At 71.8% G+C, this 25,563-nt stretch carries 27 protein-coding genes and 1 tRNA gene; 14 read left to right on the forward strand and 14 right to left on the reverse strand.

Annotation, left to right across the window (positions count from 1 at the left end; genetic code table 11):
* Positions 1-2 precede the first annotated feature (2 nt).
* Positions 3-1,601, reverse strand: a complete 1,599-nt coding sequence (aceB, locus tag DCE93_RS10640; RefSeq protein ID WP_108595861.1) for a malate synthase A — start codon at positions 1,599-1,601, stop codon at positions 3-5.
* A 127-nt stretch (positions 1,602-1,728) separates the two neighbouring features.
* Between aceB and DCE93_RS10645 the strand changes: the two genes are divergently transcribed.
* Genes DCE93_RS10645 through xdhC form a run of 3 tightly spaced genes read left to right on the forward strand, consistent with a single transcriptional unit; the run spans position 1,729 to position 6,437 of the window.
* Positions 1,729-3,186: a xanthine dehydrogenase small subunit gene (locus tag DCE93_RS10645; protein WP_108595862.1), complete on the forward strand. Its 1,458-nt coding sequence runs from the start codon at positions 1,729-1,731 to the stop codon at positions 3,184-3,186.
* Entirely contained in the window at positions 3,183-5,588 is a 2,406-nt protein-coding gene (xdhB, locus tag DCE93_RS10650; protein WP_108595863.1) for a xanthine dehydrogenase molybdopterin binding subunit, read from the forward strand. Before DCE93_RS10645 ends, xdhB begins: the two co-directional genes overlap by 4 nt.
* A gap of 15 nt (positions 5,589-5,603) precedes the next feature.
* A complete protein-coding gene (xdhC, locus tag DCE93_RS10655) occupies positions 5,604-6,437 on the forward strand; it encodes a xanthine dehydrogenase accessory protein XdhC (protein ID WP_108595864.1) in 834 nt (277 codons plus the stop codon).
* Here xdhC and DCE93_RS10660 read toward each other — a convergent pair.
* Positions 6,431-6,964: a nucleoside deaminase gene (locus DCE93_RS10660; protein ID WP_108595865.1), complete on the reverse strand. Its 534-nt coding sequence runs from the start codon at positions 6,962-6,964 to the stop codon at positions 6,431-6,433. The two genes, xdhC and DCE93_RS10660, sit on opposite strands and share 7 nt — an antisense overlap.
* 93 nt (positions 6,965-7,057) lie before the next feature.
* On the opposite strand from DCE93_RS10660, the gene DCE93_RS10665 reads away from it, so the two are divergent.
* The 5 genes from DCE93_RS10665 (at position 7,058) to moaA (ending at position 11,410) form a co-directional block, all read left to right on the forward strand.
* Positions 7,058-7,465 carry a TOBE domain-containing protein gene (locus DCE93_RS10665; protein ID WP_108595866.1) on the forward strand — a complete coding sequence of 136 codons (408 nt, stop codon included), beginning with the start codon at positions 7,058-7,060 and terminating at the stop codon, positions 7,463-7,465.
* On the forward strand, positions 7,462-8,304 hold the full coding sequence (gene modA / locus DCE93_RS10670) for a molybdate ABC transporter substrate-binding protein (protein WP_108595867.1): 843 nt from the start codon (positions 7,462-7,464) through the stop codon (positions 8,302-8,304). Before DCE93_RS10665 ends, modA begins: the two co-directional genes overlap by 4 nt.
* A gap of 71 nt (positions 8,305-8,375) precedes the next feature.
* The gene (locus DCE93_RS10675; RefSeq protein WP_108596722.1) at positions 8,376-9,155 is read left to right on the forward strand and encodes an ABC transporter permease; all 780 of its coding nucleotides are present in this window, start codon (positions 8,376-8,378) and stop codon (positions 9,153-9,155) included.
* A complete protein-coding gene (locus DCE93_RS10680; RefSeq protein WP_168186206.1) occupies positions 9,152-10,279 on the forward strand; it encodes a sulfate/molybdate ABC transporter ATP-binding protein in 1,128 nt (375 codons plus the stop codon). Before DCE93_RS10675 ends, DCE93_RS10680 begins: the two co-directional genes overlap by 4 nt.
* A 45-nt stretch (positions 10,280-10,324) precedes the next feature.
* Positions 10,325-11,410 (forward strand): GTP 3',8-cyclase MoaA, encoded by a 1,086-nt coding sequence (moaA, locus tag DCE93_RS10685; RefSeq protein WP_108595869.1) that lies wholly within the window; start codon positions 10,325-10,327, stop codon positions 11,408-11,410.
* 52 nt (positions 11,411-11,462) lie between these two features.
* Here the strand turns inward: moaA and DCE93_RS10690 are convergent, their stop codons facing one another.
* Positions 11,463-11,876, reverse strand: coding sequence for a molybdenum cofactor biosynthesis protein MoaE (locus DCE93_RS10690; protein WP_108596723.1), 414 nt, complete (start codon positions 11,874-11,876; stop codon positions 11,463-11,465).
* 54 nt (positions 11,877-11,930) lie between these two features.
* Positions 11,931-13,082 carry a ThiF family adenylyltransferase gene (locus DCE93_RS10695; protein ID WP_108596724.1) on the reverse strand — a complete coding sequence of 384 codons (1,152 nt, stop codon included), beginning with the start codon at positions 13,080-13,082 and terminating at the stop codon, positions 11,931-11,933.
* A gap of 83 nt (positions 13,083-13,165) precedes the next feature.
* Here DCE93_RS10695 and DCE93_RS10700 point away from each other — a divergent pair, with 83 nt between their 5' ends.
* Genes DCE93_RS10700 through DCE93_RS10715 form a run of 4 tightly spaced genes read left to right on the forward strand, consistent with a single transcriptional unit; the run spans position 13,166 to position 15,736 of the window.
* On the forward strand, positions 13,166-13,414 hold the full coding sequence (locus DCE93_RS10700) for a MoaD/ThiS family protein (RefSeq protein WP_108595870.1): 249 nt from the start codon (positions 13,166-13,168) through the stop codon (positions 13,412-13,414).
* 15 nt (positions 13,415-13,429) lie between these two features.
* Positions 13,430-14,749, forward strand: coding sequence for a molybdopterin molybdotransferase MoeA (locus tag DCE93_RS10705; RefSeq protein WP_108595871.1), 1,320 nt, complete (start codon positions 13,430-13,432; stop codon positions 14,747-14,749).
* Positions 14,742-15,218, forward strand: coding sequence for a cyclic pyranopterin monophosphate synthase MoaC (gene moaC / locus DCE93_RS10710; protein WP_108595872.1), 477 nt, complete (start codon positions 14,742-14,744; stop codon positions 15,216-15,218). Before DCE93_RS10705 ends, moaC begins: the two co-directional genes overlap by 8 nt.
* A complete protein-coding gene (locus DCE93_RS10715; protein ID WP_205647423.1) occupies positions 15,215-15,736 on the forward strand; it encodes a MogA/MoaB family molybdenum cofactor biosynthesis protein in 522 nt (173 codons plus the stop codon). Before moaC ends, DCE93_RS10715 begins: the two co-directional genes overlap by 4 nt.
* Positions 15,737-15,740: 4 nt before the next feature.
* On the opposite strand, the gene DCE93_RS10720 is transcribed toward DCE93_RS10715, so the two are convergent.
* From DCE93_RS10720 to DCE93_RS10750, 7 genes are all read right to left on the reverse strand, one after another.
* Positions 15,741-16,415, reverse strand: a complete 675-nt coding sequence (locus DCE93_RS10720) for a phosphatase PAP2 family protein (RefSeq protein ID WP_108595873.1) — start codon at positions 16,413-16,415, stop codon at positions 15,741-15,743.
* Between the two features lie 100 nt (positions 16,416-16,515).
* Positions 16,516-17,790 carry a multidrug effflux MFS transporter gene (locus tag DCE93_RS10725; RefSeq protein WP_108595874.1) on the reverse strand — a complete coding sequence of 425 codons (1,275 nt, stop codon included), beginning with the start codon at positions 17,788-17,790 and terminating at the stop codon, positions 16,516-16,518.
* A 272-nt stretch (positions 17,791-18,062) separates the two neighbouring features.
* The gene (groL, locus tag DCE93_RS10730) at positions 18,063-19,682 is read right to left on the reverse strand and encodes a chaperonin GroEL (protein ID WP_108595875.1); all 1,620 of its coding nucleotides are present in this window, start codon (positions 19,680-19,682) and stop codon (positions 18,063-18,065) included.
* 125 nt (positions 19,683-19,807) lie between these two features.
* Entirely contained in the window at positions 19,808-20,854 is a 1,047-nt protein-coding gene (locus DCE93_RS10735; protein ID WP_108595876.1) for a DUF3048 domain-containing protein, read from the reverse strand.
* A gap of 89 nt (positions 20,855-20,943) precedes the next feature.
* Entirely contained in the window at positions 20,944-21,147 is a 204-nt protein-coding gene (locus tag DCE93_RS10740) for a cold-shock protein (protein ID WP_108595877.1), read from the reverse strand.
* Positions 21,148-21,427: 280 nt separating this feature from the next.
* Positions 21,428-21,976, reverse strand: a complete 549-nt coding sequence (locus DCE93_RS10745) for a LytR C-terminal domain-containing protein (protein ID WP_108595878.1) — start codon at positions 21,974-21,976, stop codon at positions 21,428-21,430.
* Positions 21,977-22,004: 28 nt separating this feature from the next.
* Entirely contained in the window at positions 22,005-22,301 is a 297-nt protein-coding gene (locus DCE93_RS10750; RefSeq protein WP_108595879.1) for a DUF3263 domain-containing protein, read from the reverse strand.
* A gap of 227 nt (positions 22,302-22,528) precedes the next feature.
* Between DCE93_RS10750 and msrB the strand changes: the two genes are divergently transcribed.
* Together msrB and DCE93_RS10760 are read left to right on the forward strand one after the other, a co-directional pair.
* Complete coding sequence (msrB, locus tag DCE93_RS10755; protein ID WP_108596726.1) at positions 22,529-22,930, forward strand: peptide-methionine (R)-S-oxide reductase MsrB; 402 nt, start codon at positions 22,529-22,531, stop codon at positions 22,928-22,930.
* Between the two features lie 24 nt (positions 22,931-22,954).
* Positions 22,955-23,485, forward strand: a complete 531-nt coding sequence (locus tag DCE93_RS10760; RefSeq protein WP_108596727.1) for a nitroreductase family protein — start codon at positions 22,955-22,957, stop codon at positions 23,483-23,485.
* A 12-nt stretch (positions 23,486-23,497) separates the two neighbouring features.
* On the opposite strand, the gene DCE93_RS10765 is transcribed toward DCE93_RS10760, so the two are convergent.
* From DCE93_RS10765 to DCE93_RS10775, 3 genes are all read right to left on the reverse strand, one after another.
* Positions 23,498-24,556 (reverse strand): DMT family transporter, encoded by a 1,059-nt coding sequence (locus tag DCE93_RS10765; protein ID WP_244284152.1) that lies wholly within the window; start codon positions 24,554-24,556, stop codon positions 23,498-23,500.
* Between the two features lies 1 nt (position 24,557).
* Positions 24,558-24,630 (reverse strand) — tRNA-Thr (locus tag DCE93_RS10770).
* Between the two features lie 94 nt (positions 24,631-24,724).
* Positions 24,725-25,558: a DsbA family protein gene (locus DCE93_RS10775; RefSeq protein WP_244284153.1), complete on the reverse strand. Its 834-nt coding sequence runs from the start codon at positions 25,556-25,558 to the stop codon at positions 24,725-24,727.
* Positions 25,559-25,563: the final 5 nt, after the last annotated feature.

Raw genomic sequence — 25,563 nt, forward strand, 5'->3', positions numbered from 1 at the left:
CGTCACTCCAGCAGCTCGTAGGCGGGGAGGGTCAGGAAGTCGACGTAGTCGGTCGAGAGGCAGATCTCGGCGATGAGCGCGGCGGCCGGCTCGTAATAGGCCGTGAAGCGCTCGGCCGGGACGTCGGCGCGGAGCCGTTCGACCTCCTCGTCGAGGAGGGCGCGAACGAGTTCCGGGGTCACGGCGCGACCCGTGTCGACCAGTTCGACCCGATGCCGCAGTTGTTGCCAGACCTGCGAGCGCGAGATCTCGGCCGTCGCGGCATCCTCCATGAGGTTGTGCAGTGCGACCGCACCGTTGCCCGAGAGCCAGACCGCCGTGTAGGCCACCGCGATCGAGAGGTTGTCGCGCAGGCCCGCCTCGGTGACGTCGCCGCCCGCCGAGGCGACGTCGAGCAGCCCCGCTGCGGTGACCTCGACCTCGGGCCGCCGGCGATCGAGCTGGTTCGGCCGATCGCCGAGCACTCCGTCGAAGACCTCGCGGCAGACCGGCACGAGGTCGGGATGAGCGACCCACGACCCGTCGAAGCCGTCACCCGCCTCACGGGTCTTGTCGGCCCGCACCTTCTCGAAGGCCGCGGCCGTGACCTCGGGGTCGGCGCGATTCGGAACGAAGGCCGCCATGCCGCCCATCGCCATCGCCCCGCGGCGATGACAGGTCTTCACGAGCAGTTCCGTGTAGGCGCGCATGAACGGTGCGGTCATCGAGACCGACGCGCGGTCGGGCACGATGAACTCGGGCCCCGCGTCGCGGAACACCTTGATGATGCTGAAGAGGTAGTCCCAGCGGCCGGCGTTCAGGCCCGAGGCGTGCTCGCGCAGCTCGAAGAGGATCTCGTCCATCTCGAACGCGGCCGGGATCGTCTCGATGAGCACGGTCGCGCGGATTTCGCCGTTCGGAATGCCCAGCGCCGCCTCGGCGAAGGTGAACACGTCGTTCCACAGTCGGGCCTCGAGGTGGCTCTCGAGCTTCGGCAGGTAGTAGTACGGGCCGTGGCCGTTCTCGATGAGCTGCCGGGCCGTGTGGAAGCTGTGCAGCCCGAAGTCGACGAGCGAACCCGAGGCACGTCGGCCGTCGACGAGCACGTGCCGTTCGGGCAGGTGCCAGCCGCGGGGGCGGGTGATCACGGTCGGCCGGCGGAGGTCGTCGCGGAGCGAATAGGCCTTGCCCTCGGGCGAGGTGAACGCGAGCGTGCCGTGCGCCGCATCGCGCAGGTTGCGGATGCTGCCGACGACGTTGCCCCACATCGGGCTCGAGGCGTCCTCGAGGTCGGCGAGCCACACGCGCGCGCCCGAGTTCAGGGCGTTGATGGCCATCTTCGCGGGAGACGCGGGCCCGGTGATCTCGACCCGGCGGTCGACGAGCGCCTCGGGCGGCGGCGGTACCCGCCAGTCGCGCTCGCGGATGCTCCTGGTCTCGGGCAGGAAGTCCAGCTGCTCGCCTCGCGCGACGCGCTCGCGGCGCTCGTGCCTGGCCGCGAGCAGTTCGCGACGACGCTGGTCGAACCGGCGGTGCAGCTCCTCCACGAAGGCGAGCGCCTCACCGGTGAGGATCTCTTCACCGCCTGCGACGTCGGTGGCACGGGCGATCTCGATGGTCATGCGGCTGCGCCTCCCTTCCGGGGATCTGCTCCACACGCTGTGCTCATCTTCGCGCAGATGCGAACGCGGCGGAACCGGGAAGATCCGCGAGTGCGCGGCGTAGACTCCCGAGACAAGGAGCTCGACCATGGATCACATCGCTGTGACGGTCAACGGGCGGAACCTCCCGTTGCGTGGCATCGCCGCGCACACGACGGCGCTCGACTGGCTTCGCGACACGGGGCTGACGGGCAGCAAGGAGGGGTGCGCCGAGGGAGAGTGCGGCGCGTGCGCCATGCTGCTCGCGACATCCGATGGTCACGGCGGCACGGTCTGGACGGCCGTGAACGCGTGCCTCGTGCCGGCCGCGGCCCTCGACGGGCAGGAGATCGTCACGGCGGAGGGACTCGGCACCCCCGAGGCCCTGCACCCCGTGCAGGAGCGGCTCGCCGAGGGCGGCGGTTCGCAGTGCGGGTACTGCACGCCCGGGTTCGCGTGCAGCATGGCGGCCGAGTTCTACCGCGCCGGCCGCGTCGCCCCGGCACCGGCCGAGTCGGGTGACCGCGCCCACGAGATCGCGCCGAACGGCTTCGAGCTGCACGCCCTCAGCGGCAACCTCTGCCGGTGCACCGGCTACCGGCCGATCAGGGATGCCGCGTACGCCCTCGGAGCTCCCGAGCCGGGTGATCCGCTCGCCGAGCGACGCGGCAGGCCTGCACCCGGGCCCGTGGCGACCCGGCTCGAGGCGGGCGGCGAGCGGTTCCTCAGGCCGCCGTCGGTCGATGAGGCGCTGCGGGTGCTCGCGGCCGAGCCCGACGCCGTCGTCGTGGCAGGCTGCACCGACTGGGGCGTCGACGTGAACCTCCGCGGGCGACGGGCGCCGCTCACGCTCGCGGTCGAGCATCTAGCGGAGCTTCGTGCGTTGAGCTTCGGCGACGCCGCCGTCGAGATCGGTGCCGCCCTCCCGCTCGCCGAGATCGAGCGCCGCCTCGACGGTCGGGTCCCGCTGCTCGGCGAGCTCTTCCCGCAGTTCGCCTCACCGCTCATCCGCAACCGTGCGACGATCGGCGGCAATCTCGGCACCGCGTCGCCGATCGGCGATCTGGCGCCCGCGCTCCTCGCGCTCGAGGCGCGCGTGGTGCTCGTCTCCGCCGACGGCGAGCGCGAGGTCGATCTCAGCGAGTACTTCACCGGGTACCGGCAGACGCTGCGCCGGCCCGACGAGCTGATCCGCGCCGTGCGGATCCCGTTGCCCCTCGCGCAGCAGACCGCCTTCCACAAGATCGCGAAGCGCCGTTTCGACGACATCTCGAGCGTCGCCGTCGGCTTCGCCCTCGACGTCGACGACGGCGTCGTCGCGTCGGCTCGCATCGGCCTCGGCGGCGTCGCGGCCACACCGCTCCGCGCCCGCGCGACCGAGGCGCTGCTCGTGGGGCGATCGTGGAACGTTGAGACGGTTCGCGACGCGGCATCCGTGCTCGAGGCCGAAGGCACGCCGATGTCCGACCACCGGGCGAGCGCGGAGTACCGTTCACGCATGCTGGGCACCGCGCTGCTGAAGCTGTACCGCACCCGCCCGCTCACGGCAGAGGGGGTGCCGGCATGACCGAGCTCGCCACGCGCCCGGCGAACCCCGTGGTGGGCACGCTGGTCGCCCATGAGAGTGCGGCACTGCACGTCACCGGCACGGCCGTGTACACCGACGACGTCGCGGCGCGCGCGAGCGGCGTGCTGACCGCCTGGCCGGTGCAGTCCGAGCACGCGCATGCGCTCGTGAAGGTCGACCCGGGCGCTGCGCTCGTCGTGCCCGGCGTCGTGCGGGTGCTCACCGCCGCCGATGTGCCCGGCGTCAACGACGCCGGCGTGAAAGACGACGAGCCGCTGATCCCGAGCGAGGCGATGTTCCACGGTCATGCGCTCGCGTGGGTGCTCGCCGAGACGGCCGAGGCGGCTCGGCTGGGCGCGGCCGCAGTGCGGGTCGACTACGAGCCGCTGCCCTCGATCATCACCGTGGCCGAGGCGATCGAGGCGGGTTCGTTCCAGGGCATCCCGCGCACGGTGCGTCGCGGCGATCCGGAATCCGTGCTCGCGACGGCCCCGCACGTCTTCGACGGCGTCGTCGAGGTCGGCGGCCAGGAGCACTTCTACCTCGAGACGCACGCCTCGTTCGCCCACGTCGACTCGGAGGGCCAGGTCTTCGTCGAGTGCAGCACGCAGCACCCCTCGGAGACGCAGGAGATCGTGGCGCACGTGCTCGGGCTGCCGAGCAACCGGGTCACCGTGCAGACGCTGCGCATGGGCGGCGGATTCGGCGGCAAGGAGATGCAGCCGCACGGTTTCGCGGCGATCGCCGCGCTCGGCGCGACCCTCACCGGCCGCCCAGTGCGGCTGCGCCTGAATCGCACGCAAGACCTCACGATGACCGGCAAGCGGCATCCGTTCCACATCGTCTGGAAGGCGGGGTTCGACGACTCGGGCCGCATCCTCGCTCTCGCGACGACGCTCACCTCCGACGGCGGCTGGAGCCTCGACCTCTCGGAGCCGGTGATGGGCCGCGCCCTGTGCCACGTCGACAATGCCTACTGGATTCCGAACTTCGTCGCCCAGGGCCGCATCGCGAAGACGAACAAGACCTCGCAGACCGCGTTCCGCGGCTTCGGCGGCCCGCAGGGCATGTTCGTGATCGAGGACATCCTCGGCCGCGTCGCTCCGTGCCTCGGCATCGATGCCGCGACGCTGCGCGAGCGCAACTTCTACGCGCCCGGCCAGACGACGCCGTACGGGCAGCCCGTGCGCCACGCCGAGCGGCTGCACGAGATCTGGCGCCGCGTGCTCGACGAGAGCGCATTCGACGAGCGCCGTGCCGGGATCGCCGCGTTCAACGCCGAGCACGCCGACACGAAGCGCGCCCTCGCGATCACGCCGGTGAAGTTCGGCATCTCGTTCACCCTCACCGCCTTCAACCAGGCGGGCGCGCTCGTGCACGTCTACAAGGACGGCTCGGTGCTCGTCAATCACGGCGGCACCGAGATGGGGCAGGGCCTGCACACGAAGATGCTCCAGGTGGCGGCCACCGCGCTCGGCGTGCCGCTCGACGCGGTGCGGCTCGCTCCCACGCGCACCGACAAGGTTCCGAACACCTCGGCCACCGCCGCGTCGTCGAGCGCCGACCTCAACGGCGGCGCCGTGAAGCACGCCTGCGAGCAGATCCGCGACCGCATGGCCGGGGTCGCTGCCGGGCTCCTCGGCGTCGACCCCCACGATGTGCGGTTCTCCCGCGGCCGCGTCGGCGGCATCGGGGCATCCGACCCTTCGCTGACCTTCGCCGACGTGGCGAACGCCGCCTACCATCAGCGCGTGCAGCTCTTCGCCGCCGGGTTCTACCGCACCGAGGGCCTGCACTGGGACACCGAGAAGATGCAGGGCGAACCGTTCAAGTACTTCGCCTACGGCGCCGCCGCGACCGAGGTCGAGGTCGACGGCTTCACCGGCGCGTACCGCACTCGTCGGGTCGACATCGTGCACGACGTCGGCGACTCGCTCTCTCCGCTCGTCGACCTCGGCCAGATCGAGGGCGGGTTCGTGCAGGGCGCCGGATGGCTCACGCTCGAGGAGCTCCGCTGGGACGAGACCGACGGACCCGGTCGCGGTCGCCTCCTCACCCAGTCGGCCAGCACCTACAAGCTGCCGAGCTTCTCGGAGATGCCGGAGGTCTTCAACGTGCACTTCTTCGAGCGCGCGACCGAAGACGGCGTCGTCTACGGCTCGAAGGCCGTGGGCGAACCGCCGCTCATGCTCGCACTCAGCGTGCGCGAGGCGATCCGCGAGGCCGTCGCGGCATTCGGTGCCGCGGGCGGCATCGTGGAGCTCGCGTCGCCGGCGACCCCCGAGGCCGTGTTCTGGGCGGTCGAAGCAGCCCGGCGGGCCGCGGAGCGCGCCGCGCCCGAAGACCGCCCTGCGGGCGCGAGCGTCGGCGCCGAGTCTCCGCTCGTGCCCTTCGACCACTGACGGGCGGCGACGACCATGGACTGGTTGGAGGCCGTGCAACGGCATCGCGCGGCGCGGACCCCCGCGGTCATCGTGACGATGGCGGCGGTGCGCGGTCACGCACCCCGGAACGGCGGCGCGAAGATGGTGGTCTCAACCGACGCGCTCTTCGGCACGGTCGGCGGAGGCAACCTCGAGGCCACGGCGATCGCCCGTGCCCGCGCGATGCTGGCACGCGGCGCCGCGGAGCCCGAGCTGCTGACGCTGACGTTGAGCGAGAAGAGCACGACCGAATACGGCGTGCAGTGCTGCGGAGGAGAGGTCACCATGCTGCTCGAACCGGTTCCCGTCGTCGCCTCGGTGGCCGTCTTCGGCATCGGGCACGTCGGTCTCGAACTCGCCCGCATCCTCGGCCGTCAGCAGATCGAGCTCCATCTCATCGACTCCCGGGCCGAGATGCTCGCCCCTGAGCGCATCGGTGTGCCCGGGTCGAGCGGACCGCTCGGGGACGCCGAAGCGACCGTGCTCCTCCACCGCCTGCCGGTGCCCGAGTCGGCGCTCATGCTCGTGCCGCCGGGCACGCACGTGCTCGTCATGACGCACGATCACGTCGAGGACCTCGCGATCGTCGAGGCCGCCCTCGGCACCGACGGCGTCGCGTCGATCGGACTGATCGGCTCGAGATCGAAGTGGGCGCGCTTCGTGCAGCACCTCAGGGAGTCGGGTCACGACGACGCCGCGCTCGCCCGGGTGGCGACTCCCGTCGGCATCGCCGGCATCGACTCGAAGGATCCGGCGGCGATCGCGGTCAGCGTCGCGGCGCGCACCCTGCAGCAGATCGAGGAGCGGGCGGCAGCGACGGCTCAGTAGTCGACGCGCCCGGCGTTCTCGCGCCACGCGGTGAACGGGGCGATGCGGCGCTCGGCGTCGAGCTCGATGCTGCCGACGGGCATGGAGCGCCGGTCCTCCTCGCCGCCCTCGAAGTAGCGGTAGAAGGCGGCATCGTCGAAGCCCGCCGCCGCGGCATCCTCACGATCCGCAGCGAAGTAGACGCGGCCGAGACGCGCCCAGAGCGACGCGCCGAGGCACATCGGGCACGGCTCGCAGCTCGTGTAGAGGGTGGCACCGCCGAGGTCGAAGGTGCCGAGCCCCTGACACGCGGCGCGGATCGCGGTGACCTCGGCGTGCGCCGTCGGGTCGAGGTTCGCGGTCACGCGGTTCACCCCCTCGAACACGCGGCCGTCGGCGGCGACGACGATCGCGCCGAACGGCCCGCCGCCGCGTTCGACGTTCGCGGTGGCAAGGTCGACGGCGCGGGCGAGGTACTCGGCCGTCTGCGCGGCATCGGCGGAATGGGCGTCGGAACGGGGCTGGGGCGAGGTGTCGAACGGGTCCATGGGCGAAACCTCCTTGTCGTGTCCATGCTAAGGCGACCGTCGCCGACCTCGACAGCGTTGCCATTCCGCATCTGCGGATCTATCGTCGATTTCATGGCGCACTATCGGATCAGTGAAGCGGCGGCGCTCGTCGGTGTCAGCGACGACACCGTTCGTCGATGGGTGCGCGACGGACTCCTGAGCATCGCGAAAGACGAAGCCGGGCGACAGGTCGTGCCCGGCGTCGAGCTCGCGGCGCGCGCGCAGGCCGTCGCGAGCGAGGTCGCCGACCGCAGCCCGGTGCGCCGCAGCGCCCGCAACCGCTTCGTGGGACTCGTCACGAGCGTCGAGATCGACGGCCTCATGGCCCAGGTCGAATTGCAGTGCGGCCCGCACCGGGTGGTCTCGCTCATGTCGGCCGAGGCCGCCCGCGAACTGCGCCTCGAGGTCGGCTCCCGAGGCGTCGCCGTGGTCAAGGCGACGATGGTCATCGTCGAAACCGACGAGGACCCCGCCGCATGACACGGGCGTCCAGGGGCAGGGCGGCGAGCGCGGCGGCGAGCGCCGCGGCATCCGCGGCTCTCGTGCTCGCGCTCACGGGCTGCGCCGCGGCCGAGCGCGACCCCGCGGCATCCGTGCAGAACGAGCCCGCCGGCACGGCCGAACTCGAGGGGCAACTCACCGTCTTCGCGGCCGCATCGCTCACCGGCGCCTTCGACGAACTCGCGACGCGCTTCGAGCAGCTGCACCCGCGCCTCGAGGTCGCACCGATCACCTACGACGGCTCCTCGGTGCTGGCGACCCAGCTCATCGAGGGCGCCCAGGCCGACGTCTTCGCCTCGGCCGACGAGCGGAATCTCGCCACGGTCGCCGCCGAGGGCCTCATCGCGGGCGAAGCCGGCGTCTTCGCCGCCAACGTGCTCGAGATCGCGGTGCAGCCCGGCAACCCCCTCGGCATCGAGAGCCTCGACGACCTCGTCGAGACGACGGCGAGCGGAGCCGCGCCCATCGTCGTGACCTGCGCTCCCGAGGTGCCGTGCGGCACCGCGTCTGCCGCGCTCCTCGACCGCGGCGGCGTCGAGCTGGCTCCCGCGAGTGAAGAACAGAACGTCGGCGCCGTGCTCAGCAAGGTGCGCGCCGGCGAGGCCGACGCCGGACTCGTCTACGTCACCGACGTTCAGGCAGCGGGCGCCGAGGTCGAGGGGGTCGAGATCGAGGGTGCGGATGCCGCGACCAACGTCTACCCAATCGCGGCGCTCACGGGGTCGGCGAACCCCGAGGCGGCCGCGGCCTTCGTCGAGTTCGTGCGCTCGCCCGAGGGCGCCGAGGTGCTCGCCTCGTTCGGCTTCGGGGCGCCGTGACGGCCCTCCCCGCGTCGACGACGAGCCGCGGCGGCGACGAGCGCCGGGGCCGCGCACGTCTCGCGAAGCGCCTGCCCATCTGGCTCCTCGTGCCCGCCGTGCTCGGCGGCGCGGTGCTCGTGCTGCCGCTCGCGGCGCTGCTCCTGCGCCTCGACTGGGCGGGCGTGCCCGCCGCGATGAGTTCTCCCGCGGCGCTCCAGGCCCTGTCGCTCTCGCTCATCACCGCGACCGTCGCGACGCTCTGCTGCGTGCTCCTCGGCGTGCCGCTCGCCGTCGTCATCGCCCGCAGCACCCCGGCCGTCGCCGCGGTGCTGCGCACCCTGACCACGCTTCCGCTCGTGCTCCCGCCGCTCGTCGGCGGCATCGCCCTGCTCGCGCTCCTCGGCCGCAACGGGGTGCTCGGCGACTCCCTCGCCGTGCTGGGACTGCGCGTCCCCTTCACGACGGCGGCGGTCGTGATCGCACAGACCTTCGTCGCCCTGCCGTTCCTCGTGATCACGGTCGAGGGGTCGCTGCGCAGCATCGGCACCCGCTACGAGTCCGTCGCCGCGGGCCTCGGGGCCGGCCCCTTCACGGTGTTCCGCCGCATCACCGTGCCGCTCGTCGGCCCCGGGCTGCTCGCGGGCACGGTGCTGTGCTTCGCCCGCGCGCTCGGCGAATTCGGTGCCACGGCGCTGTTCGCCGGCAACGCCCCCGGCGTCACCCGCACCATGCCGCTCGCGATCTACACCGCCTTCAACGGCGCGGGCGTCAGCGAAGACACGGCGATCGCCCTGTCGCTCATGCTCATCCTCGTCGCGGTGGCCGTACTGCTCGTCATGCGGGCCTGGCGAGAGGATGCCACGCGGTGAGCACCCCGCCTGCGCCGAACCGGCTCGCCGTCGACGTGAGCGCGAGCCGCGGCGGCTTCACGATCGAGGTCGCGCTCGGCGTCGACGCGGGTGAGACGCTCGCGGTGCTCGGACCCAACGGCTCGGGCAAGTCGACCCTGCTCGCGATCATCGCCGGGCATCTCGCGCCCACCGCGGGAACGGTGCGGCTCGGCGGCCGAACGCTCGCGGCACGCCGCGATGACGGCCGAGTCGACGAGCTGCCGGTCGAGCGACGGCGGGTCGCTCTGCTCGGCCAGGAGGCGCTGCTGTTCCCCCACCTCACCGCGCTCGAGAACATCGCCTTCGGCCCGCGCGCGACGGGCATGCGCGCCGCCGATGCCCGGCGCGACGCGCTCGGAATGCTCGAGCGCTTCGGACTCGCCGAGTTCGCGGGCCGCCGGCCGCGGGAGCTCTCGGGCGGCCAGCAGCAGCGCGTGGCGATCGCCCGTGCGCTCGCCTCGCGACCCGATGCACTGCTGCTCGACGAGCCGTTCGCGTCGCTCGACGTGCAGACCGCCGCCGAGATGCGCCGGGTCATCGCCGAACAGCCGAGCGCCCGGCCCATCCCGACGCTCCTCGTGACGCACGACCCGATCGACGCGATCATGCTCGCCGATCGAGCCGCGATCCTGCAGGCCGGCAGAATCGTGCAGGAGGGCCCCACCGCCGAGGTGCTCGGCCATCCGGCGACGCCGTTCGCCGCCGCACTCGCCGGCGTCAACCTCGCATCGGGCATCGGCACGGCCGACGGCTCGGTCGAGGTGATCGGGCCGAGCGGCGCCCGGCTCGTGCTCCGCGGCGCCGCCGGTGCGGTCGAGCCCGGCGCCAGGGCCTCTGCGGTCTTCAGCCCGGGTGCCGTGCACGCGGCACGCGCCGATGACGGGCCGCCCGCGGCATCCGCCCCGCCGGTGCCGAACCGCTGGGCCGGCACCGTGACGTCGCTGCAGAGCGCGCCCGGCGGCGTGCGCATCGTGACCGCCGAGCATCCCGGCCTCGCCGTCGACGTTCCGTCTGCCGCCGCGGTCTCGCTGGGACTCGTCGCGGATGCGCGACTGGCGTTCGCGATCGCCGGGTCGGATGTCTCGGTGCGCGCGATCGACTGACCGCCTCGGTGTTACCGTGGACGCCACGACGAGGGGCGGTGCATCATGACGAACGCTCCCTCCACCGCGGGCTCGGCCGCGCGCCGGCTGCCGTCGACTGGCGTCATCACCGATCGCCTCGACCGGCCGATGCGCGACCTGCGCATCTCGATCACCGACCGCTGCAACTTCCGCTGCGTGTACTGCATGCCGAAGACGGTGTTCGGCCGCGACTACGCCTTCCTCGAGCGCGACGAGCTCTTGAACTTCGACGAGATCACCCGCCTCGCCCGCGTCGCGGCGGCGCACGGGGTCGAGAAGCTGCGCCTCACCGGCGGTGAGCCGCTGCTGCGGCGGGGCATCGAAGAGCTCATCGCACGCCTCGCGGAGCTCCGCACCCCCGACGGCCGCCCCCTCGAAATCGCACTCACGACGAACGGCGCCGCCCTCGCCGTGAAGGCCGCCGCGCTGAAGGCCGCAGGCCTGACCCGCGTGACCGTCTCCGTCGACTCGCTCGACGACAGCGTCTTCCAGGCGATGAACGACGTGAGATTCCCGATCTCGCGGGTTCTCGAGGGGTTGCACGTCGCGCACGACGCCGGGCTCGGCCCGATCAAGATCAACATGGTCGTCAAGCGCGGGGCGAACGACCACGAGGTGCTGCCGATGGCGCGCCACTTCCACGGCACGCCGTTCAGCCTGCGGTTCATCGAGTACATGGATGTCGGCACCTCCAACGGGTGGAGCCTCGACGAGGTGGTGCCGTCGGCCGAGATCGTCGAGATGATCGACCGCGAGATGCCGCTCGAGCCGCTCGACCCGCACGTGCCAGGCGAGACGGCGGCCCGGTGGCGATTCCGCGACGGCGGCGGCGAGATCGGCGTGATCTCGAGCGTCACGAAGGCGTTCTGCGGCACCTGCAATCGCGCCCGGATCTCGACCGAGGGGCGCCTCTACACGTGCCTGTTCGCGTCGACGGGGCACGACCTGCGCGCCCTAATGCGCGGCGGCGTCGACGACGCGGGCCTCGCCGCGGCGATGGGCGCGATCTGGGACGCCCGCGACGACCGGTACTCCGAGGTGCGCGCGAGCCTCACCCCCGCGCTGCGGGCGGCGCGGCCGAAGATCGAGATGTCGTACATCGGCGGGTGAGGCGCGTGGCAGCGTGCGCGTGCCGCCCCGGCGCTGGGCCGCCGAGATCCGGTCAGAGCCCGACCCACTCCGAGGCGCCGTCGGCGAAGTGCTGGCGCTTCCAGATCGGCACCCGCTGCTTGATGAGGTCGACGAGGCGCTCGCAGGCGTCGAAGGCCTCCGCTCGGTGCGCAGCGGATGCCGCGGCGACGAGTGCGACGTCGCCGATGCGCAGCTCACCGACCCGGTGCGCCGCGGCAACGGCGACGCCGGTCTCATCGGCGATCCGCCGCACGCACTCGGCGAGGAACCGGGCCGCCTCTGGATGGGCCCGGTAGTCGAGCGAGAGCACACCGCGCCCGCCGTCGTGGTCGCGCACGACCCCGCTGAAGATCACGAGGGCACCGCTCGAGTCGGACTCGACGGCGCCGCGCACGGCGGCTTCGTCGATCGGCTCGGCCGTCACCACGGCCAGGAGTTCGTTCATGCGCGTCTCGTCTTTCACGTGGGGTGGGTCATAGTCGACGGATGCCGCGACGGGTCACCGCTGCACGAGCTCGCCCGCGACCGCGGCGAAGCTCGCGATTCCGCCGGCGAGGTACGCCACGTCGGTGTGCCCTTGATCCTCGAGGATGCGTGCCGCCCGTCGCGAGCGCACGTCGCGTTCGCAGTAGACGACGACAGGACCTGAGCCGGGTTCGGGGCCGGCGCCATCGGCGAGCGCGGCGAGCGGCACGAGCACGCTGTCGCGGATGCGGCCGAACTCGGCTTCGGCGGGTTCGCGCACGTCGACCACGGTGATCGCCCGCCCGTCGCGCAGCCGCCCGAGGAGGTCGGCGGCCGTCATGGCCGTCACAGCCGAGGCATCCGTCGCCGCTCGTTCGCTCGGATCGAGACCGCAGAACCGTTCGTAGTCGATGAGGCTCGTGATCTCGGGCGCATCGGCGATCGCCGTGTACGCGATCTCGCGCGACCGCCCGGTGAGCGCGTCGATGGTGGTCACCCGGCCGAGCAGGGGCTCGCCGATGCCGGTGATGATCTTCACGACCTCGGTGGCCATGAGCCCGCCGATCGTCGCGCAGAGACTCGGCAACACGCCGCCGAGTTCGCACGAGAGCACCTCGTCGGGCGTCGGCGGCACGGGGAACAGGTCGCGGTAGCCGGGGCCGTGCTCGTGCCAGGCGACGCCGACCTGGCCGTGAAAGCGCAGGATCGCTCCCCAGACGAGCGGCACGCCGGCGAGCGCCGCAGCGTCGTTCGTGAGGTACCGCGTCGGAAAGTTGTCGCTGCCGTCGACGACGAGGTCGTAGCCGCCGAGGATCTCGCGGATGTTCGCGGCAGTGAGCCGGGCGCGGTGGCGCACCACCCGGCACTCGGAGTCGATCGCGGCGACCGTCTCGGCGAGCGAGTCGACCTTCGGCCGGCCGAGGTCGGCGACGCCGTGGCTCGTCTGGCGGTGCAGGTTCGAGAGTTCGACGAGGTCGTCGTCGGCGATGCCGATCGTGCCGACGCCGGCACCGGCGAGCGAGGGCACCATGGCGCTGCCGAGGCCGCCGGCCCCGACGACGAGCACTCGGGCTGCACCCAGACGACGTTGGGCGAGCTCGCCGAACCCCGGCAGCATGAGCTGTCGGCTGAATCGCGCGATTCGCTCGGCCGCGAGCGGCGGCCCGGGCTCGACGAGCGGGTGCATGCCCGCCATTGTACGCAGCGCGCCGTGCCGCCGGGCCGGTCGGCGGCCGGTCGGCGGGTACCGCTGCGGGTAGCATCGATGGCATGACGCTCGTGACCGTGCGGTACTTCGCCGCCGCCGCCGACGCGGCCGGTCTCGACGAGGAACGCCTCGATCTCGGCGAGTCGGCGACGCTCGACTCGCTCCGCGAGGTGCTCGTCGAGCGACACGGCACGGCGATGGCCCGCGTGCTGCGGTCGGGCTCGTTCCTCGTCGATGGCACGGTTCGACGAGACGGCGCTCACCCGGTCGCCGAGCAGGTCGACATCCTGCCGCCGTTCGCCGGCGGCTGAGTCCGAAAGGAGCGGATGATGCGAACCTTCGCCGAGCACCAGCACGCGGTGCGAGAGCTCCTCGCCCCGTTGCGGGCTGCCCTCGATGCGCCCACGGGTCTCGAACAGCTCGCAGTGCAGTCACCGGGCGGCTCCCCGGCCCTCGGGCGGGTACTGGCGGTCGACGTCGACTCCCCCGCCGATCTGCCGCCGTTCGCCAATTCGCAGATGGACGGCTACGCCGTTCGCTCGGCCGACCTCGCCGCCGCCCGGCCCGAGGCGCCCGTCGCACTGCCGGTGGGCGGCACGACCGCGGCGGGAGATCCGGTTCGCGCCCTCGATCCGGGCACGGCCGCTCCGGTGATGACGGGCGCTGCGGTGCCCGTCGGCGCCGACGCCGTCGTGCCGGTCGAGGCCGCCGACCCGCCCCGGTTCCCCGACTTCGGCTCCGACCGTGCCGCACCGCCCGGCACCGTCGTCGGCTTCACCCGCCCGGTCGATGCCGGCACCTTCGTGCGCGGCGCCGGCACCGATGTCGCCCGCGGTCACCGCCTCCTGCCCGCCGGCATCAGGCTCGGGCCGGCGCAGCTCGGGGCCCTCTCCGCGGCCGGGATCACGCACGTCACCGTGCGGCGGCCTCTCTCGGTGCTGCTCATCTCGACCGGTCACGAGCTTCGCCCGCCCGGCGAGCCGCTCGAGCCGGGCCAGATCCACGACGCCAACACCGCCATGCTCGCCGCCGCGCTGCGCGAGGGCGGGGCGACGGTGCGCGAGGTGGTCACCCCCGACGATGCGCGATCCGTCATGGCGGCGGTCGAGGCATCGGCCGGCGTCGTCGATCTCGTCGTGACGACGGGCGGCGTGAGCGCGGGCGCGTTCGAGGTCGTGCGCGAGGCGCTGGCGCCGCTCGGCGTGGAGTTCTCGAAGGTCGCGCTACAGCCCGGCGGGCCGCAGGGGCTCGGCCTCGCCCGCGTGCAGCCGTCGCTGACGCCCGCAACCGCCTCCGCGAGCGACGACGCGAGCGTCGCCGTGCCGGTCGTGTCGTTCCCCGGCAACCCGGTCAGCGCCCTCGTCTCGTTCGAGCTGTTCCTCCGGCCCGTGCTGCGCGCCTTCGCCGGGCTCGCCCCCGACCGGCCGCGGGCGAGGCTCAGGCTCGCGCACGAGGTCGTCTCGCCGCTCGACAAGCACCAGGTGCGCCGCGGCGTGCTCGACGGCGCGGGCGATGTCGAGGTCGGCGCGCCGAGCTCGCACCTGTTGCACGCCTACGCGAACGCGACCGTGCTCGTGCACCTGCCGGTGGGGGTCGATCGCCTGCCGGCCGGCGCCCACGTCGACATCTGGAGGATCGATGACTGAACCGCGGCTCACCCACCTGCGCGGCGACGGCTCCGCGCACATGGTCGACGTGACCGACAAGGCGGTGACCCGTCGCACGGCGAGCGCACAGGCCGTGCTCGTGACCAGGCACGACGTGGTCGCGGCGATCAGCGACGGCACCCTGCCCAAGGGCGAGGCGATCGGCACCGCGCGCATCGCCGGCATCATGGCCGCGAAGCAGACGTCGACGCTCATCCCCCTCTGCCACCCGTTGCCGCTCACGAAGCTCGACGTCGACGTCACGCCCGAGGGCGACCGGGTGCGCATCGTCGCGACGGTGACCACGAAGGGCGTCACCGGCGTCGAGATGGAGGCGCTCACCGCCGCGACCGTCGCCGCACTCACCCTCTACGACATGATCAAGGCCGTCGACAACCGCGCGACGATCACCGACGTGATGGTGCTCGCGAAGGTCGGCGGCAAGAGCGGCGACTGGTCGCGCGCATGACCCGGGCCGAGCCCGCATCGCAGGCCGAGCGGATGCCGCGCACCGCCGTCGTGATCGTCGCCTCGACCCGTGCCGCGGCCGGCGTCTCCCCCGACCGCACCGGCCCCGTGATCGCCCGATGGTTCGCCGATCGAGGCTTCGAGGTCGTGGGGCCCGAGGTGGTGGCCGACGGCGACGCCGTCGCCACGGCCCTTCGGCGCTCCCTCGAGGGCAGGCCCGCCGTGATCGTCACGACGGGCGGCACCGGGCTCTCGCCGAGCGATGCGACTCCCGAGGCGACCGCCCCGCTGCTCGATCGCGAGGTGCCGGGAGTCATGGAGGAACTGCGTCGCCGCGGCACCGCGTCGACGCCCACCGCGGTGCTCTCCCGCGGGCTCGCGGGAGTCGCCGGGTCGACCTTCCTCGTGAACCTGCCGGGTTCCACGGGCGGGGTGCGAGACGGCCTCGCCGTGCTCGACGACGTGCTCGACCACGTGCTCGACCAGCTCGCCGGCGGCGACCACGCGCCGAGCGCCTGACGAGTCAGCTCGAGCGGCGCTCGTGCCACGAGGTGCGTTCGCGCTCGAGCGGGTAGGCGAGGGCGGCCCACACCAGCAACGCGACTCCCGCCCCGGCGAGCGCACCGCCGATGGTGTCGGTCACCCAGTGCGCGCCGAGGTACGTGCGGCTGATCGCCATCAGCGCGGTGTAGACCGCACCGAGCACCCACACCCACAACCGTGGCGCGATCACGCCGACGACGACCGCGATCGTCGCCGCGTTCGCGACATGCCCCGACGGGAATGAGCCGAAGTCCGACGCGACGATCATGTCGTCGGGTCTCGCGCGGCCGACCAGGTGCTTCAGCAACTGCACGACGCCCGCGCTCGCTGCCGACGCCACGATGAAGTACACCGCGGCCCACGGCCGTCGCAGGAGCAGCAGCAGCAGCGCCGCGCCGATCGGCACCACGAAGACCCCGATGATGCCGCCGCCCAGCGCGTTCATGCCGAAGGCGAACCAGTCGCCGACCGGCCCGCGGAGGCTCAGCACCTCCTCGGCCCACTCCTCATCGATGGCGAACTGCAGCGCGCCCGACCGGGCGGTGAGCAGCAGGCCGAGCAGTCCGGTGATGATCAGTGCGGCGCCGCCCGCGACGAGGGGCACGCGACGGGCGACCCGCTTCGCGCTCGACTGCTCAGCGGCCTCCGACGTCATGCCATCACGTTACCCGCGGGCCCGCGGCATCCGCGTCATGCTCGCGGGGATTCAGCGGAAGGATGTCGCGAGCCCGCGTCATCGACCGGCCGCGATGACGTCAATCGCTGAGCGGCGGCACGGTCTTCGGGCGCACGAGCAACCACAGGGCGGCGATGGCCACCACGGCCGCGAGCAGCATCACGAAGGCCATCGGCACCGCGCTGCCGACGCCCATGAGGCCGATCAGCGGAGAGATGACCCCGGCGAGCCCGAAGTTCAGCGCGCCGAGCAGCGACGCCGCGGTGCCGGCCTCGGCCCCGTGGTGTGCGAGCGCGAGCACCTGCACGGCGGGGAAGGAGAATCCGCACGCGAGGATGTAGAACCACAGCGGGATCGCGGTGCCCCAGAACCCGGCGCCGGAGCTGTCGAGGACCATGATCACCGCGGCCATGGCGAGGTGCACGATCGTGGTGGCGGCGAGGATCCACTGCGGCTGCACGGAGCCGCGCATGAGTCGGGAGCTCGTCTGCACGCCGATGATCACGCCCACCGAGTTCACGGCGAAGAGCACGCCGTACTCCTGGGCGTTGAACGCGTAGATGCCCTGGAACAGGAACGACGAGGTCGAGAGGTAGCCGAAGAGACCGGTGAAGGTCATGCCGCCGATGATCGCCGCGCCGAGGTAGACGCGGTCGCGGAAGAGGGCGGCGTAGCGGTCGCGCAGCGTCGAGTGGCCCGCGACGTGGCGCCGGGAGGGGGGAAGCGTCTCGACGATGAAGAAGCCGACCGCGGCGACGACCACGGCGCCGTAGATCGCGAGCACCACGAAGATGCCCCGCCAGTCCATGACCGCGAGCAGTTGCGAGCCGATGACGGGCGCGAGCACCGGCGCGAGGCCGTTGACGAGCGCGAGGCGCGAGAGCATGCGCACGAGCGGCTTGCCGCCGAAGAGATCGCGGACCATGGCCATCGCGACCACGCCGCCGGCCGCAGCGCCGAAGCCCTGCAGCAGGCGGAAGACCGAGAGCCAGACGATGTCGGGGGCGAAGGCCGCCGCGAGGGATGCCGCGATGTGCAGCGCCGTGGCGAGCACGAGCGGCAGCCGGCGCCCGACCTTGTCGCTCCACGGCCCGACGATGAGCTGGCCGAGGCCGAAGCCGACCATGGTGCCGGTCAGCGTCAGCTGCACGGCCGAGGCCGAGACGCCGAGCTCGTCCTGCAGCACCGGGAAGGCCGGGAGGTAGAGGTCGATCGTGAACGGACCGAGCGCCGTGAGCGCGCCGAGCACGAGCACGTATACGAGACGCTGCCGACGGGTCAGCCGATCGCCCGGGTGGGTCGGGCGGTCGTAGTCGTCGGGACGGACGATGGGGATGGAGGACGTTGAGGACATGCGTGTTCCTGTGCGGGATCGAGCGTGGGCGGGAGTCGGCGCACGTCCTCGGGCACCGGTGGTCGGCGATGACACGCCATTCGACGCGTCGCGCGGGGATCCGAGGGTGGCGGACACCGCCTCGAATCGATTCGACAGGCGACAAGTCTATCGCCGCCCATCGGGCGATCTGCAACCGCATGCCCCAGGCGATCTTCGCCGGGCGCGAGGAACGACGATGGGCGCCTCCCCGGAGGGAGACGCCCATCGTGTGCGTTGCGTGAGGCGCGGACTTAGAAGTCCATGCCGCCCGTCGGGTCGCCGACCGGTGCCGCGTTCTTCTCGGGCTTGTCGGCCACGACGGCCTCGGTGGTGAGGAACAGGCCGGCGATCGACGCCGCGTTCAGCAGCGCCGAGCGGGTGACCTTCACCGGGTCGTTGATGCCGGCGGCGAGCATGTCGACGTACTCGCCGGTCGCGGCGTTCAGGCCCTGGCCGACGGGGAGGTTGCGCACCTTGTCGACCACGACGCCCGGCTCGAGGCCGGCGTTGAGGGCGATCTGCTTGAGCGGAGCGTCGATGGCGACGCGAACGATGTTCGCACCCGTCGCCTCGTCGCCGACCAGCTCGAGCTTCTCGAAGGCGGTCTTGCCGGCCTGGATGAGAGCGACGCCACCACCGGCGACGATGCCCTCTTCGACGGCGGCCTTCGCGTTGCGAACGGCGTCTTCGATGCGGTGCTTGCGCTCCTTGAGCTCGACCTCGGTCGCCGCACCCGCCTTGATGACGGCGACGCCGCCGGCGAGCTTGGCGAGGCGCTCCTGGAGCTTCTCGCGGTCGTAGTCGGAGTCGGTGTTCTCGATCTCCTTGCGGATCTGCGAGACACGGCCGGCGATGGCCTCCTCGTCGCCGCCACCCTCGACGATGGTCGTCTCGTCCTTGGTGATGATGACCTTGCGAGCCGTGCCGAGCAGGTCGAGGGTGACGTTCTCGAGCTTGAGACCGACCTCCTCGGAGATGACCTGGCCGCCGGTGAGGGTGGCGATGTCCTGCAGCTGCGCCTTGCGGCGGTCGCCGAAGCCCGGGGCCTTGACGGCGACCGACTTGAAGATGCCGCGGATCTTGTTGACGATCAGGGTCGCGAGCGCCTCGCCGTCGACGTCCTCAGCGATGATGAGGAGCTGCTTGCCGGTCTGGATGACCTTGTCGACGATGGGGAGCAGGTCCTTGATGTTCGAGACCTTGCTGTTGACGATCAGGATGTACGGGTCTTCGAAGACCGCTTCCTGGCGCTCGGGGTCGGTGACGAAGTACGCCGACAGGTAGCCCTTGTCGAAGCGCATGCCCTCGGTCAGCTCGAGCTCGGTGCCGAAGGTGTTCGACTCCTCGACGGTGACGACGCCCTCCTTGCCGACCTTGTCGATCGCTTCGGCGATGAGCGCGCCGATCTGCTCGTCGGCGGCCGAGATCGAAGCCGTGGCGGCGATCTCTTCCTTGGTCTCGACGTCCTTCGCGTTGGCGAGGAGCTCGGCCTCGACGGCCGCGACGGCCTTCTCGATGCCGCGCTTCAGCGAGATGGGGTCGGCGCCTGCGGCGACGTTGCGGAGGCCCTCGCGCACGAGCGCCTGGGCGAGCACGACCGAGGTCGTGGTGCCGTCACCGGCGACGTCGTCGGTCTTCTTGGCGACCTCCTTGACGAGCTCGGCACCGATCTTCTCGTACGGGTCGTCGAGCTCGATCTCCTTGGCGATCGACACACCGTCGTTCGTGATCGTGGGGGCGCCCCACTTCTTCTCGAGCACGACGTTGCGACCGCGCGGGCCGAGGGTCACCTTCACCGCGTCGGCGAGCGTGTTGAGGCCACGCTCGAGGCCGCGACGGGCCTCCTCGTTGAAAGCAATGATCTTTGCCATGTGTTTCTCTCGTCCTTTCCCGGACGTCTTCAAAGATTCGTTGGGTTAGCACTCAAAACGAGTGAGTGCTAAATCGATTCTGGCACTCGACCGTCACGAGTGCAAGCGAGCCCGGTGGTGTCCGCTCAGGGCGTGAACGTCGCCGACCCCTCGCCCGGCACGAGCTCGACCCACGTGTTGCCGGGGGCCAATCGAAGCGGCGAGCCGTCGTCGGCGGTGAGGGTGATCGGCGAGCCCGCGGCATCCTTCGCCCAGGTGCCGTGGGCGGTGCGACCGGCCGCCGAGACCCATGCCTCGCCCGAGCCGATCATGACGGTCTTCGGCACCTCGCCGTAGCTCCAGTCGATGCCGACCCGCAGCGTCACGATGTTCGTGGCGCCGACCCGCTCACCCGAGGCCTCGAGGTCTGGCGAGCCCTCTTGCGAGCGCAGCCAGGTGGATGCCGCGCCGTCCCATTCCCAAGCGGGGAATCGCGCATCGGAGAAGACGAGATCGATGCGCGACGTCGGGGCGGCCGCGAGCGCGGGGGCGACGAGCGGGTCGGCGGTGCCGTACGAGAACTGCATCGGCGGCGGCGCGAGCGCGGCATTGCGCGAGACCGCTTCGCCGGCACGGAGGACGACATCGTGCGGGCCCGGGCGGTCGTCGGCACGCGAGAAGAGTCCTGTGTCGTCGTAGTCGAACACGAGGTTCAGCAGCGGTGTCGCCATCATCATCTCGACGAACTGCTCCTGGCCGCCCGAGTAGGCGATGATGCCGCCGAAGGGCGAGGCGATGTCGGGGTCCATGGGCCGGATCGATCGCACCGGGCCGACCTCGTCGGGAACGTCGGAATGCCAGACGGCGACGTACCGCGTGATGCCGCCCTCGACGAGCTCTTCGAAGACGAGGTCGGTGCGGTTCAGCGCGAGGTGCGGCCGCGCCTCTTCGTGGTTGTCGATCTTCACCGCGAGCGAGGGATGCGCGAGCTCCGAGGCATCCGCCGCGGTTCCGCGAAGCGGCGCGAACGACACCGACGAGGGCGCCGAGCCGGCGGCCGGGCGCACCGGCACCTCAGTGTCGGGGGCGGGCACCGGCGCCGATTGGCATCCGGCGAGCAGCAAGGCCGCGACGGCGAGCACGGCGAACCGCGCTCCCCGTCGATACGGGGCAGGCCGGACCTGCGCTGCCATGACCGCCAGCGTAGCGGCGGGTCCGCCCCTGAGTGCGGGAACGCGCCGTCGGATCCGGCGGCGCGTCCACGAATCGACCTCGAGCCCGATCAGGCCGGACGCACCGCCTCGGCCTGCGGACCCTTCGAGCCGGTGCCGACCTCGAACACGACCTGCTGGCCCTCCTCGAGCACCTTGTACCCCGACATGTCGATCGCGGAGTAGTGGACGAAGACGTCTTGGCCCCCCTCGTCGACGGTGATGAATCCGTAGCCCTTTTCAGCGTTGAACCACTTGACGGTTCCGTTCGCCATGCGTTGCTCCCATGTTGCCGTGTGTCCGATCAGCACCTGCCAGTGGCCTGTGCCGGGCCACTCGATCGCAACGACGAACGCCAGGGACGGCGCCGGGTATTCGCACGGGAGAGCGGCCGAATCCAGATAGTCACGACAGTGCGCTCGGGCACAAGAGGCCGTCGAGTCGAGCAGGTCTCGGAATGGCAACGATTCGCCTGCTCGCGCCGGCCAGGTGGCGGTCAGTCGGCCGCCGTGAGCCGGTCAGGCGGCTGGTCGGGCCTCGGTCGGGCCGTCGCGATCAGCCGGCGGCGGTCGCGTCGGCGTAGTCGGAGCCGAGCACGACGACGAGCTGGTTGCCCGTGGCCGCGAACTGCTCGGACACCCGCACATCCGCCTCCGGCAGGAACTGCGCGACGCCGCGAGCCGCCCCCTCGAGCTCGGGCGCGACGTAGTAGACGACCGTCTCGGTCAGCGTGTTCTCGCTCGCGTTCGCCGTCGAACCGACGGGCACGCCGTTGGCCACGAGCGTCTCGGCGGCCTTGGCCGCGAGCCCGGCCGTCGACGTGCCGTTCAGCACGAGCACCGGAACGTCGGGCGCGATCACCGGCTCGGCCGTGACGACCGGCTCGGCGCTCGGGCTCGCCACCGGGGGGTTGCCGAAGTTCAGCCGATCGTTGAACAGCATGACGCCGCCGATGCCGGCGGCGACCAGCACGACGGTCGCGAGCGCTCCCCAGGCGACCACGATCCAGCCGGCGCCGCGGCGTGCCGGCGCCCGATGGGCACCGACCCGGTCGATGCCGTGCGGGATCGAGTCGAAACGGTCGCGGGGGAACTTCTGTGCCATGGTTCCAGTCGTCGGGTCGGGGCCGGGCTCAGTCGAGCGGTCGGCCGATCGAGAGCGAACGCCGGGTTCGCGCCGCCGCGCGGGCCGCACGCAACCGCTGCAGTCGCTTGACGAGCATGGGGTCGTGGCGGAGCGCCGCGGGCGAATCGATGAGCTCGCCGAGTATCCGATAGTACCGGGCTGCGGAGATGCCGAACTCGTCGCGAATCGCCTCGGCCTTCGCACCCGGATGCTGCCACGCGCGTGATTCGAACGCGAGCACTCGCACCTCGCGCTCGTCGAGCGCCGACTCCGCCAGGCGGTGCGGCAGTCGCTCGGCGCTCATGCGACCTCCCGTCGAGGCGAGCCGGATGCACCGCCTGCACGTCATCCTAGACACCGTCGTCCGTGCGCGCGCCGAGTGAGGGCGGCGTGTGGGGGCGGCGTGTGCCCGCGCGATGGGCGGCAGCAGGAACATCGACGCGGCCGCCGGCGTTGCATCCGTTGTCGGAACCCGTCGGCAGACCTGCGAGCATGGTGGGGCACCGACGCGAGCACTGGGAGGACCGCTTCATGGCGTACAACGTGGACAAGACCGACGAGGAGTGGCGCGCCGAACTCGGCGGCGAGCAGTACTCCGTGCTCCGCGAGGCGGCGACTGAACGGCCGTGGACGGGCGAGCTGCTCGATGAAGACCGGGCCGGCGTCTACACCTGTGCCGCCTGCGGCTCGGAGCTCTTCCAGAGCGGCACGAAGTTCGACTCGGGCTGCGGCTGGCCGAGTTTCTACGAGTCGGTGCGGCCCGAGGCCGTCGAGCTCATCGAGGACTCCTCGCTCGGCATGGTGCGCACCGAAGTGCGCTGCGCGAACTGCGGATCGCACCTCGGGCACGTCTTCCCCGACGGCTTCGGCACGCCGACCGGTGACCGCTACTGCATGAACTCCATCGCCCTCGATTTCACCGCCGAGTCCTGAGTGGCGGCGTCCGCTCGCGAGGCGATGCTCGCCAGGCGGTCGGCGCCCAAGGTCACGGATGCCGCGCCTGACGACGACGTCGTCGTGTCACTGCTCGAAGCGGCGGGCCGGGTCGCCGACCACGCGGCCCTCCGCCCGTGGCGCGTCATCGCGATCCGCGGCGACGCACGGGCACGCCTGGGCGCGGCACTCGCCGCCGCGGCCGGACTCGACGGCGAGCACGCCGCCCGGCTCTCGCGAAAGCCCCTGCGCGCCCCGCTGCTGCTCGCGATCGTCGCCGTCACGACGACTCATCACAAGGTCGCCGCGTGGGAGCAGGAGGCCGTAGCCGCGGGGGTCGCCCACCAGCTCAGCCTGCTGCTTGACGAGGCGGGGTGGGGCGTGATGTGGCGCACCGGGCCGCACACGCGGCATCCGCTCGTCGCCGAGATGCACGGCCTCGCTCCAGGTGAGAGGCTGCTCGGCTGGCTGTACGTCGGCGGCCTCCCGGCCGGAACACGCCCCGAGCGCGGTCTCGACTCGGGCGCCGCCGCTCGGTTCAGCTCACTCGACTGAACGACGCCGACGTCAGGCGGCGCCGTCGCCCTGTTGCGCGGCGCCCGCCGGTGCAACGGCGTGCTTGCGACGACCCCAGCGGATCGAGGCGACGGCGACGGCGATCAGGGCGAGCACCGTTCCGCCGATCGTCGCGATGTCGACGCGGGCATCGGCCGTCGGCAGGAGCAGGTCGAGCGCGAGCGCCGCGACGAGTTGCCCGGCGACCCCGCAGAGCGCGAGCAGCAGCACCCCGAGCACCCGCACGAGCATCGCCTGCCCGGCGATGAAGATGCAGCCGAGCGCCCCGCCGGCGTAGAGCCACGGCTCGCCCGGCAGCGCCGTCGGCCAGCCTGCGGATGCCGCGTGCACGATCATCGCCACGACGAGCGCCGTCGTTCCGACCGCGAAGTTGACGACGGTCGCGGTGAGCGCGCTGCCGGCGACCATCTTCACTCGCCCGTTGACGGCCTGCTGCCATGCGGCGCCGATGCCCGCGATGAAGGGCAGCACCATGAGCAGCACCGGCACGTCTCGAGTGATCTGGGCGGAGACCGCCCAGCCGATCGCGGCGAGCGCGAGCACCGCGCCGATCACCCGAGTCGCCGAGAGCGGGCGCCGGCCTCCCGGCCCGAGGCCCAGGAGGTCGAACACGATGCCGCCCACCGTCTGTCCGGCGACGATGGCGATCGTGAACAGGGCGACCCCGATGACCCCGGCCGACAAGCCCTGCGTGGTCACGAACCAGGCGCCGGCGAGCCCGCCGAGCACCATCCACCAGGCGAGTCGCCCGCCGCGAAGCGCGCCGGCCACTCGCGCGAGGCCCGTGCGACCCGGGCTCCAGAAGGCGAGCACCACGAGCAGGATGACGAGCCCGCTGCCGAACGAGATCGCGGCCGCGGTGAACGGATCGTCGAGTGCCGAGGCGAGCTCGCCGTTCACCCGGGACTGCAGCGCCGTGGCAGCTCCGAGCAGCAGCGCGATGACGAGCGCGAGCCAGATCGGAATCCGTGAGCGCTCGACGTGTGCGTGCTGGTCAACAGGGTCGGCGGCGTGCGCCAGGGGAACCGTCTGGGGTGAATCTTGAGTCAAGAGCCGGCTGCGGGACTCGAACCCGCAACCCCCGCTTTACAAGAGCGGTGCGCTACCAATTGCGCCAAGCCGGCGAGGGGATGCCTCCCCGACATCCTATCGATCGGCGGCGGGCCGAACGCACGAAGGCCCGGCATGGTGCCGGGCCTTCGTGGAGCGCGTCGAGGGTCAGGGCGCGGGTGTCGAGGTCGACTCCGAGAACGTCTCGCCGGTCGCCTGCAGCACGAACGACTGGAACTCGGCCGGGTCTTTCAGCGAGCCCTCGTACTGCTTGCCGTTGACGAGCACCGTCGGGGTGCCCTTGATCGACTCGAGGTCGGAGTTCGGCACCGGCTCGGTCAGGGCGCGCGTCGTGGCATCCTGCACCCATTTCTTGAACTGGGTGTCGTCGATGCACTTCTCGATCGTCGAGAGCGAGCTCACGCCCGCCTCCTTCGCGAGCGCCTTGATCTGGGTGTTGTCGAGTCCGGCGGAGGTCTCCTCGGGCTGGTTCTCGAAGAGCAGCTCGTTGAAGTCGAAGAACGACTCGGGCGAGGCGTCAGCGACGCACGCCGCGGCGTTGGCGGCGCGCAGCGAGTACTGGGTGCCGGCCGACTTGTTCGTCAGCAGGGCGATCGGGTGCACTTCGAGCGTCGCGGCCCCCGACTCGACCATCGTCCTGATCGATTCGGAGTTCGTCGTCTCGAACTGGCCGCAGAAGGGGCAGAGGTAGTCGATGTAGGTGACGATGTTGGCGACGGTGCCGCTGTCGTCGGGCGTCGACGGCGTCGGCGCCTCTCCCGCGGCGAGCGCAGGGGTCTCGGTCGCGGTGATGACCCCGTCGACTCCCGTGAGCAGGATGCCGTCGCTCGCCATGTTGGCCGGGCCCGGACCGTCGGGCTTGGCGTTGTTGAGGATCACGCTGAGGATGAGCGCCGCGACCGCGAGCACTGCGACGATGACGCCGCCCTGGATGAGCACCTTGTTGCGTCGCTCACGCTTCTTCTGCTCCTCTCGGAGCACCCGCG

The organism is Agromyces badenianii, assembly GCF_003070885.1.
Lineage (GTDB): Bacteria > Actinomycetota > Actinomycetes > Actinomycetales > Microbacteriaceae > Agromyces > Agromyces badenianii.

Excerpts from the sequence above, each read along its gene's own strand:
- aceB (WP_108595861.1), bottom strand. The coding sequence starts at position 1,601 with ATGACCATCGAGATCGCCCGTGCCACCGACGTCGCAGGCGGTGAAGAG.
- DCE93_RS10645 (WP_108595862.1), top strand. The coding sequence starts at position 1,729 with ATGGATCACATCGCTGTGACGGTCAACGGGCGGAACCTCCCGTTGCGT.
- xdhB (WP_108595863.1), top strand. The coding sequence starts at position 3,183 with ATGACCGAGCTCGCCACGCGCCCGGCGAACCCCGTGGTGGGCACGCTG.
- xdhC (WP_108595864.1), top strand. The coding sequence starts at position 5,604 with ATGGACTGGTTGGAGGCCGTGCAACGGCATCGCGCGGCGCGGACCCCC.
- DCE93_RS10660 (WP_108595865.1), bottom strand. The coding sequence starts at position 6,964 with ATGGACCCGTTCGACACCTCGCCCCAGCCCCGTTCCGACGCCCATTCC.
- DCE93_RS10665 (WP_108595866.1), top strand. The coding sequence starts at position 7,058 with ATGGCGCACTATCGGATCAGTGAAGCGGCGGCGCTCGTCGGTGTCAGC.
- modA (WP_108595867.1), top strand. The coding sequence starts at position 7,462 with ATGACACGGGCGTCCAGGGGCAGGGCGGCGAGCGCGGCGGCGAGCGCC.
- moaA (WP_108595869.1), top strand. The coding sequence starts at position 10,325 with ATGACGAACGCTCCCTCCACCGCGGGCTCGGCCGCGCGCCGGCTGCCG.
- DCE93_RS10690 (WP_108596723.1), bottom strand. The coding sequence starts at position 11,876 with ATGAACGAACTCCTGGCCGTGGTGACGGCCGAGCCGATCGACGAAGCC.
- DCE93_RS10695 (WP_108596724.1), bottom strand. The coding sequence starts at position 13,082 with ATGCACCCGCTCGTCGAGCCCGGGCCGCCGCTCGCGGCCGAGCGAATC.
- DCE93_RS10700 (WP_108595870.1), top strand. The coding sequence starts at position 13,166 with ATGACGCTCGTGACCGTGCGGTACTTCGCCGCCGCCGCCGACGCGGCC.
- DCE93_RS10705 (WP_108595871.1), top strand. The coding sequence starts at position 13,430 with ATGATGCGAACCTTCGCCGAGCACCAGCACGCGGTGCGAGAGCTCCTC.
- moaC (WP_108595872.1), top strand. The coding sequence starts at position 14,742 with ATGACTGAACCGCGGCTCACCCACCTGCGCGGCGACGGCTCCGCGCAC.
- DCE93_RS10715 (WP_205647423.1), top strand. The coding sequence starts at position 15,215 with ATGACCCGGGCCGAGCCCGCATCGCAGGCCGAGCGGATGCCGCGCACC.
- DCE93_RS10720 (WP_108595873.1), bottom strand. The coding sequence starts at position 16,415 with ATGACGTCGGAGGCCGCTGAGCAGTCGAGCGCGAAGCGGGTCGCCCGT.
- DCE93_RS10725 (WP_108595874.1), bottom strand. The coding sequence starts at position 17,790 with ATGTCCTCAACGTCCTCCATCCCCATCGTCCGTCCCGACGACTACGAC.
- groL (WP_108595875.1), bottom strand. The coding sequence starts at position 19,682 with ATGGCAAAGATCATTGCTTTCAACGAGGAGGCCCGTCGCGGCCTCGAG.
- DCE93_RS10735 (WP_108595876.1), bottom strand. The coding sequence starts at position 20,854 with ATGGCAGCGCAGGTCCGGCCTGCCCCGTATCGACGGGGAGCGCGGTTC.
- DCE93_RS10740 (WP_108595877.1), bottom strand. The coding sequence starts at position 21,147 with ATGGCGAACGGAACCGTCAAGTGGTTCAACGCTGAAAAGGGCTACGGA.
- DCE93_RS10745 (WP_108595878.1), bottom strand. The coding sequence starts at position 21,976 with ATGGCACAGAAGTTCCCCCGCGACCGTTTCGACTCGATCCCGCACGGC.
- DCE93_RS10750 (WP_108595879.1), bottom strand. The coding sequence starts at position 22,301 with ATGAGCGCCGAGCGACTGCCGCACCGCCTGGCGGAGTCGGCGCTCGAC.
- msrB (WP_108596726.1), top strand. The coding sequence starts at position 22,529 with ATGGCGTACAACGTGGACAAGACCGACGAGGAGTGGCGCGCCGAACTC.
- DCE93_RS10760 (WP_108596727.1), top strand. The coding sequence starts at position 22,955 with ATGCTCGCCAGGCGGTCGGCGCCCAAGGTCACGGATGCCGCGCCTGAC.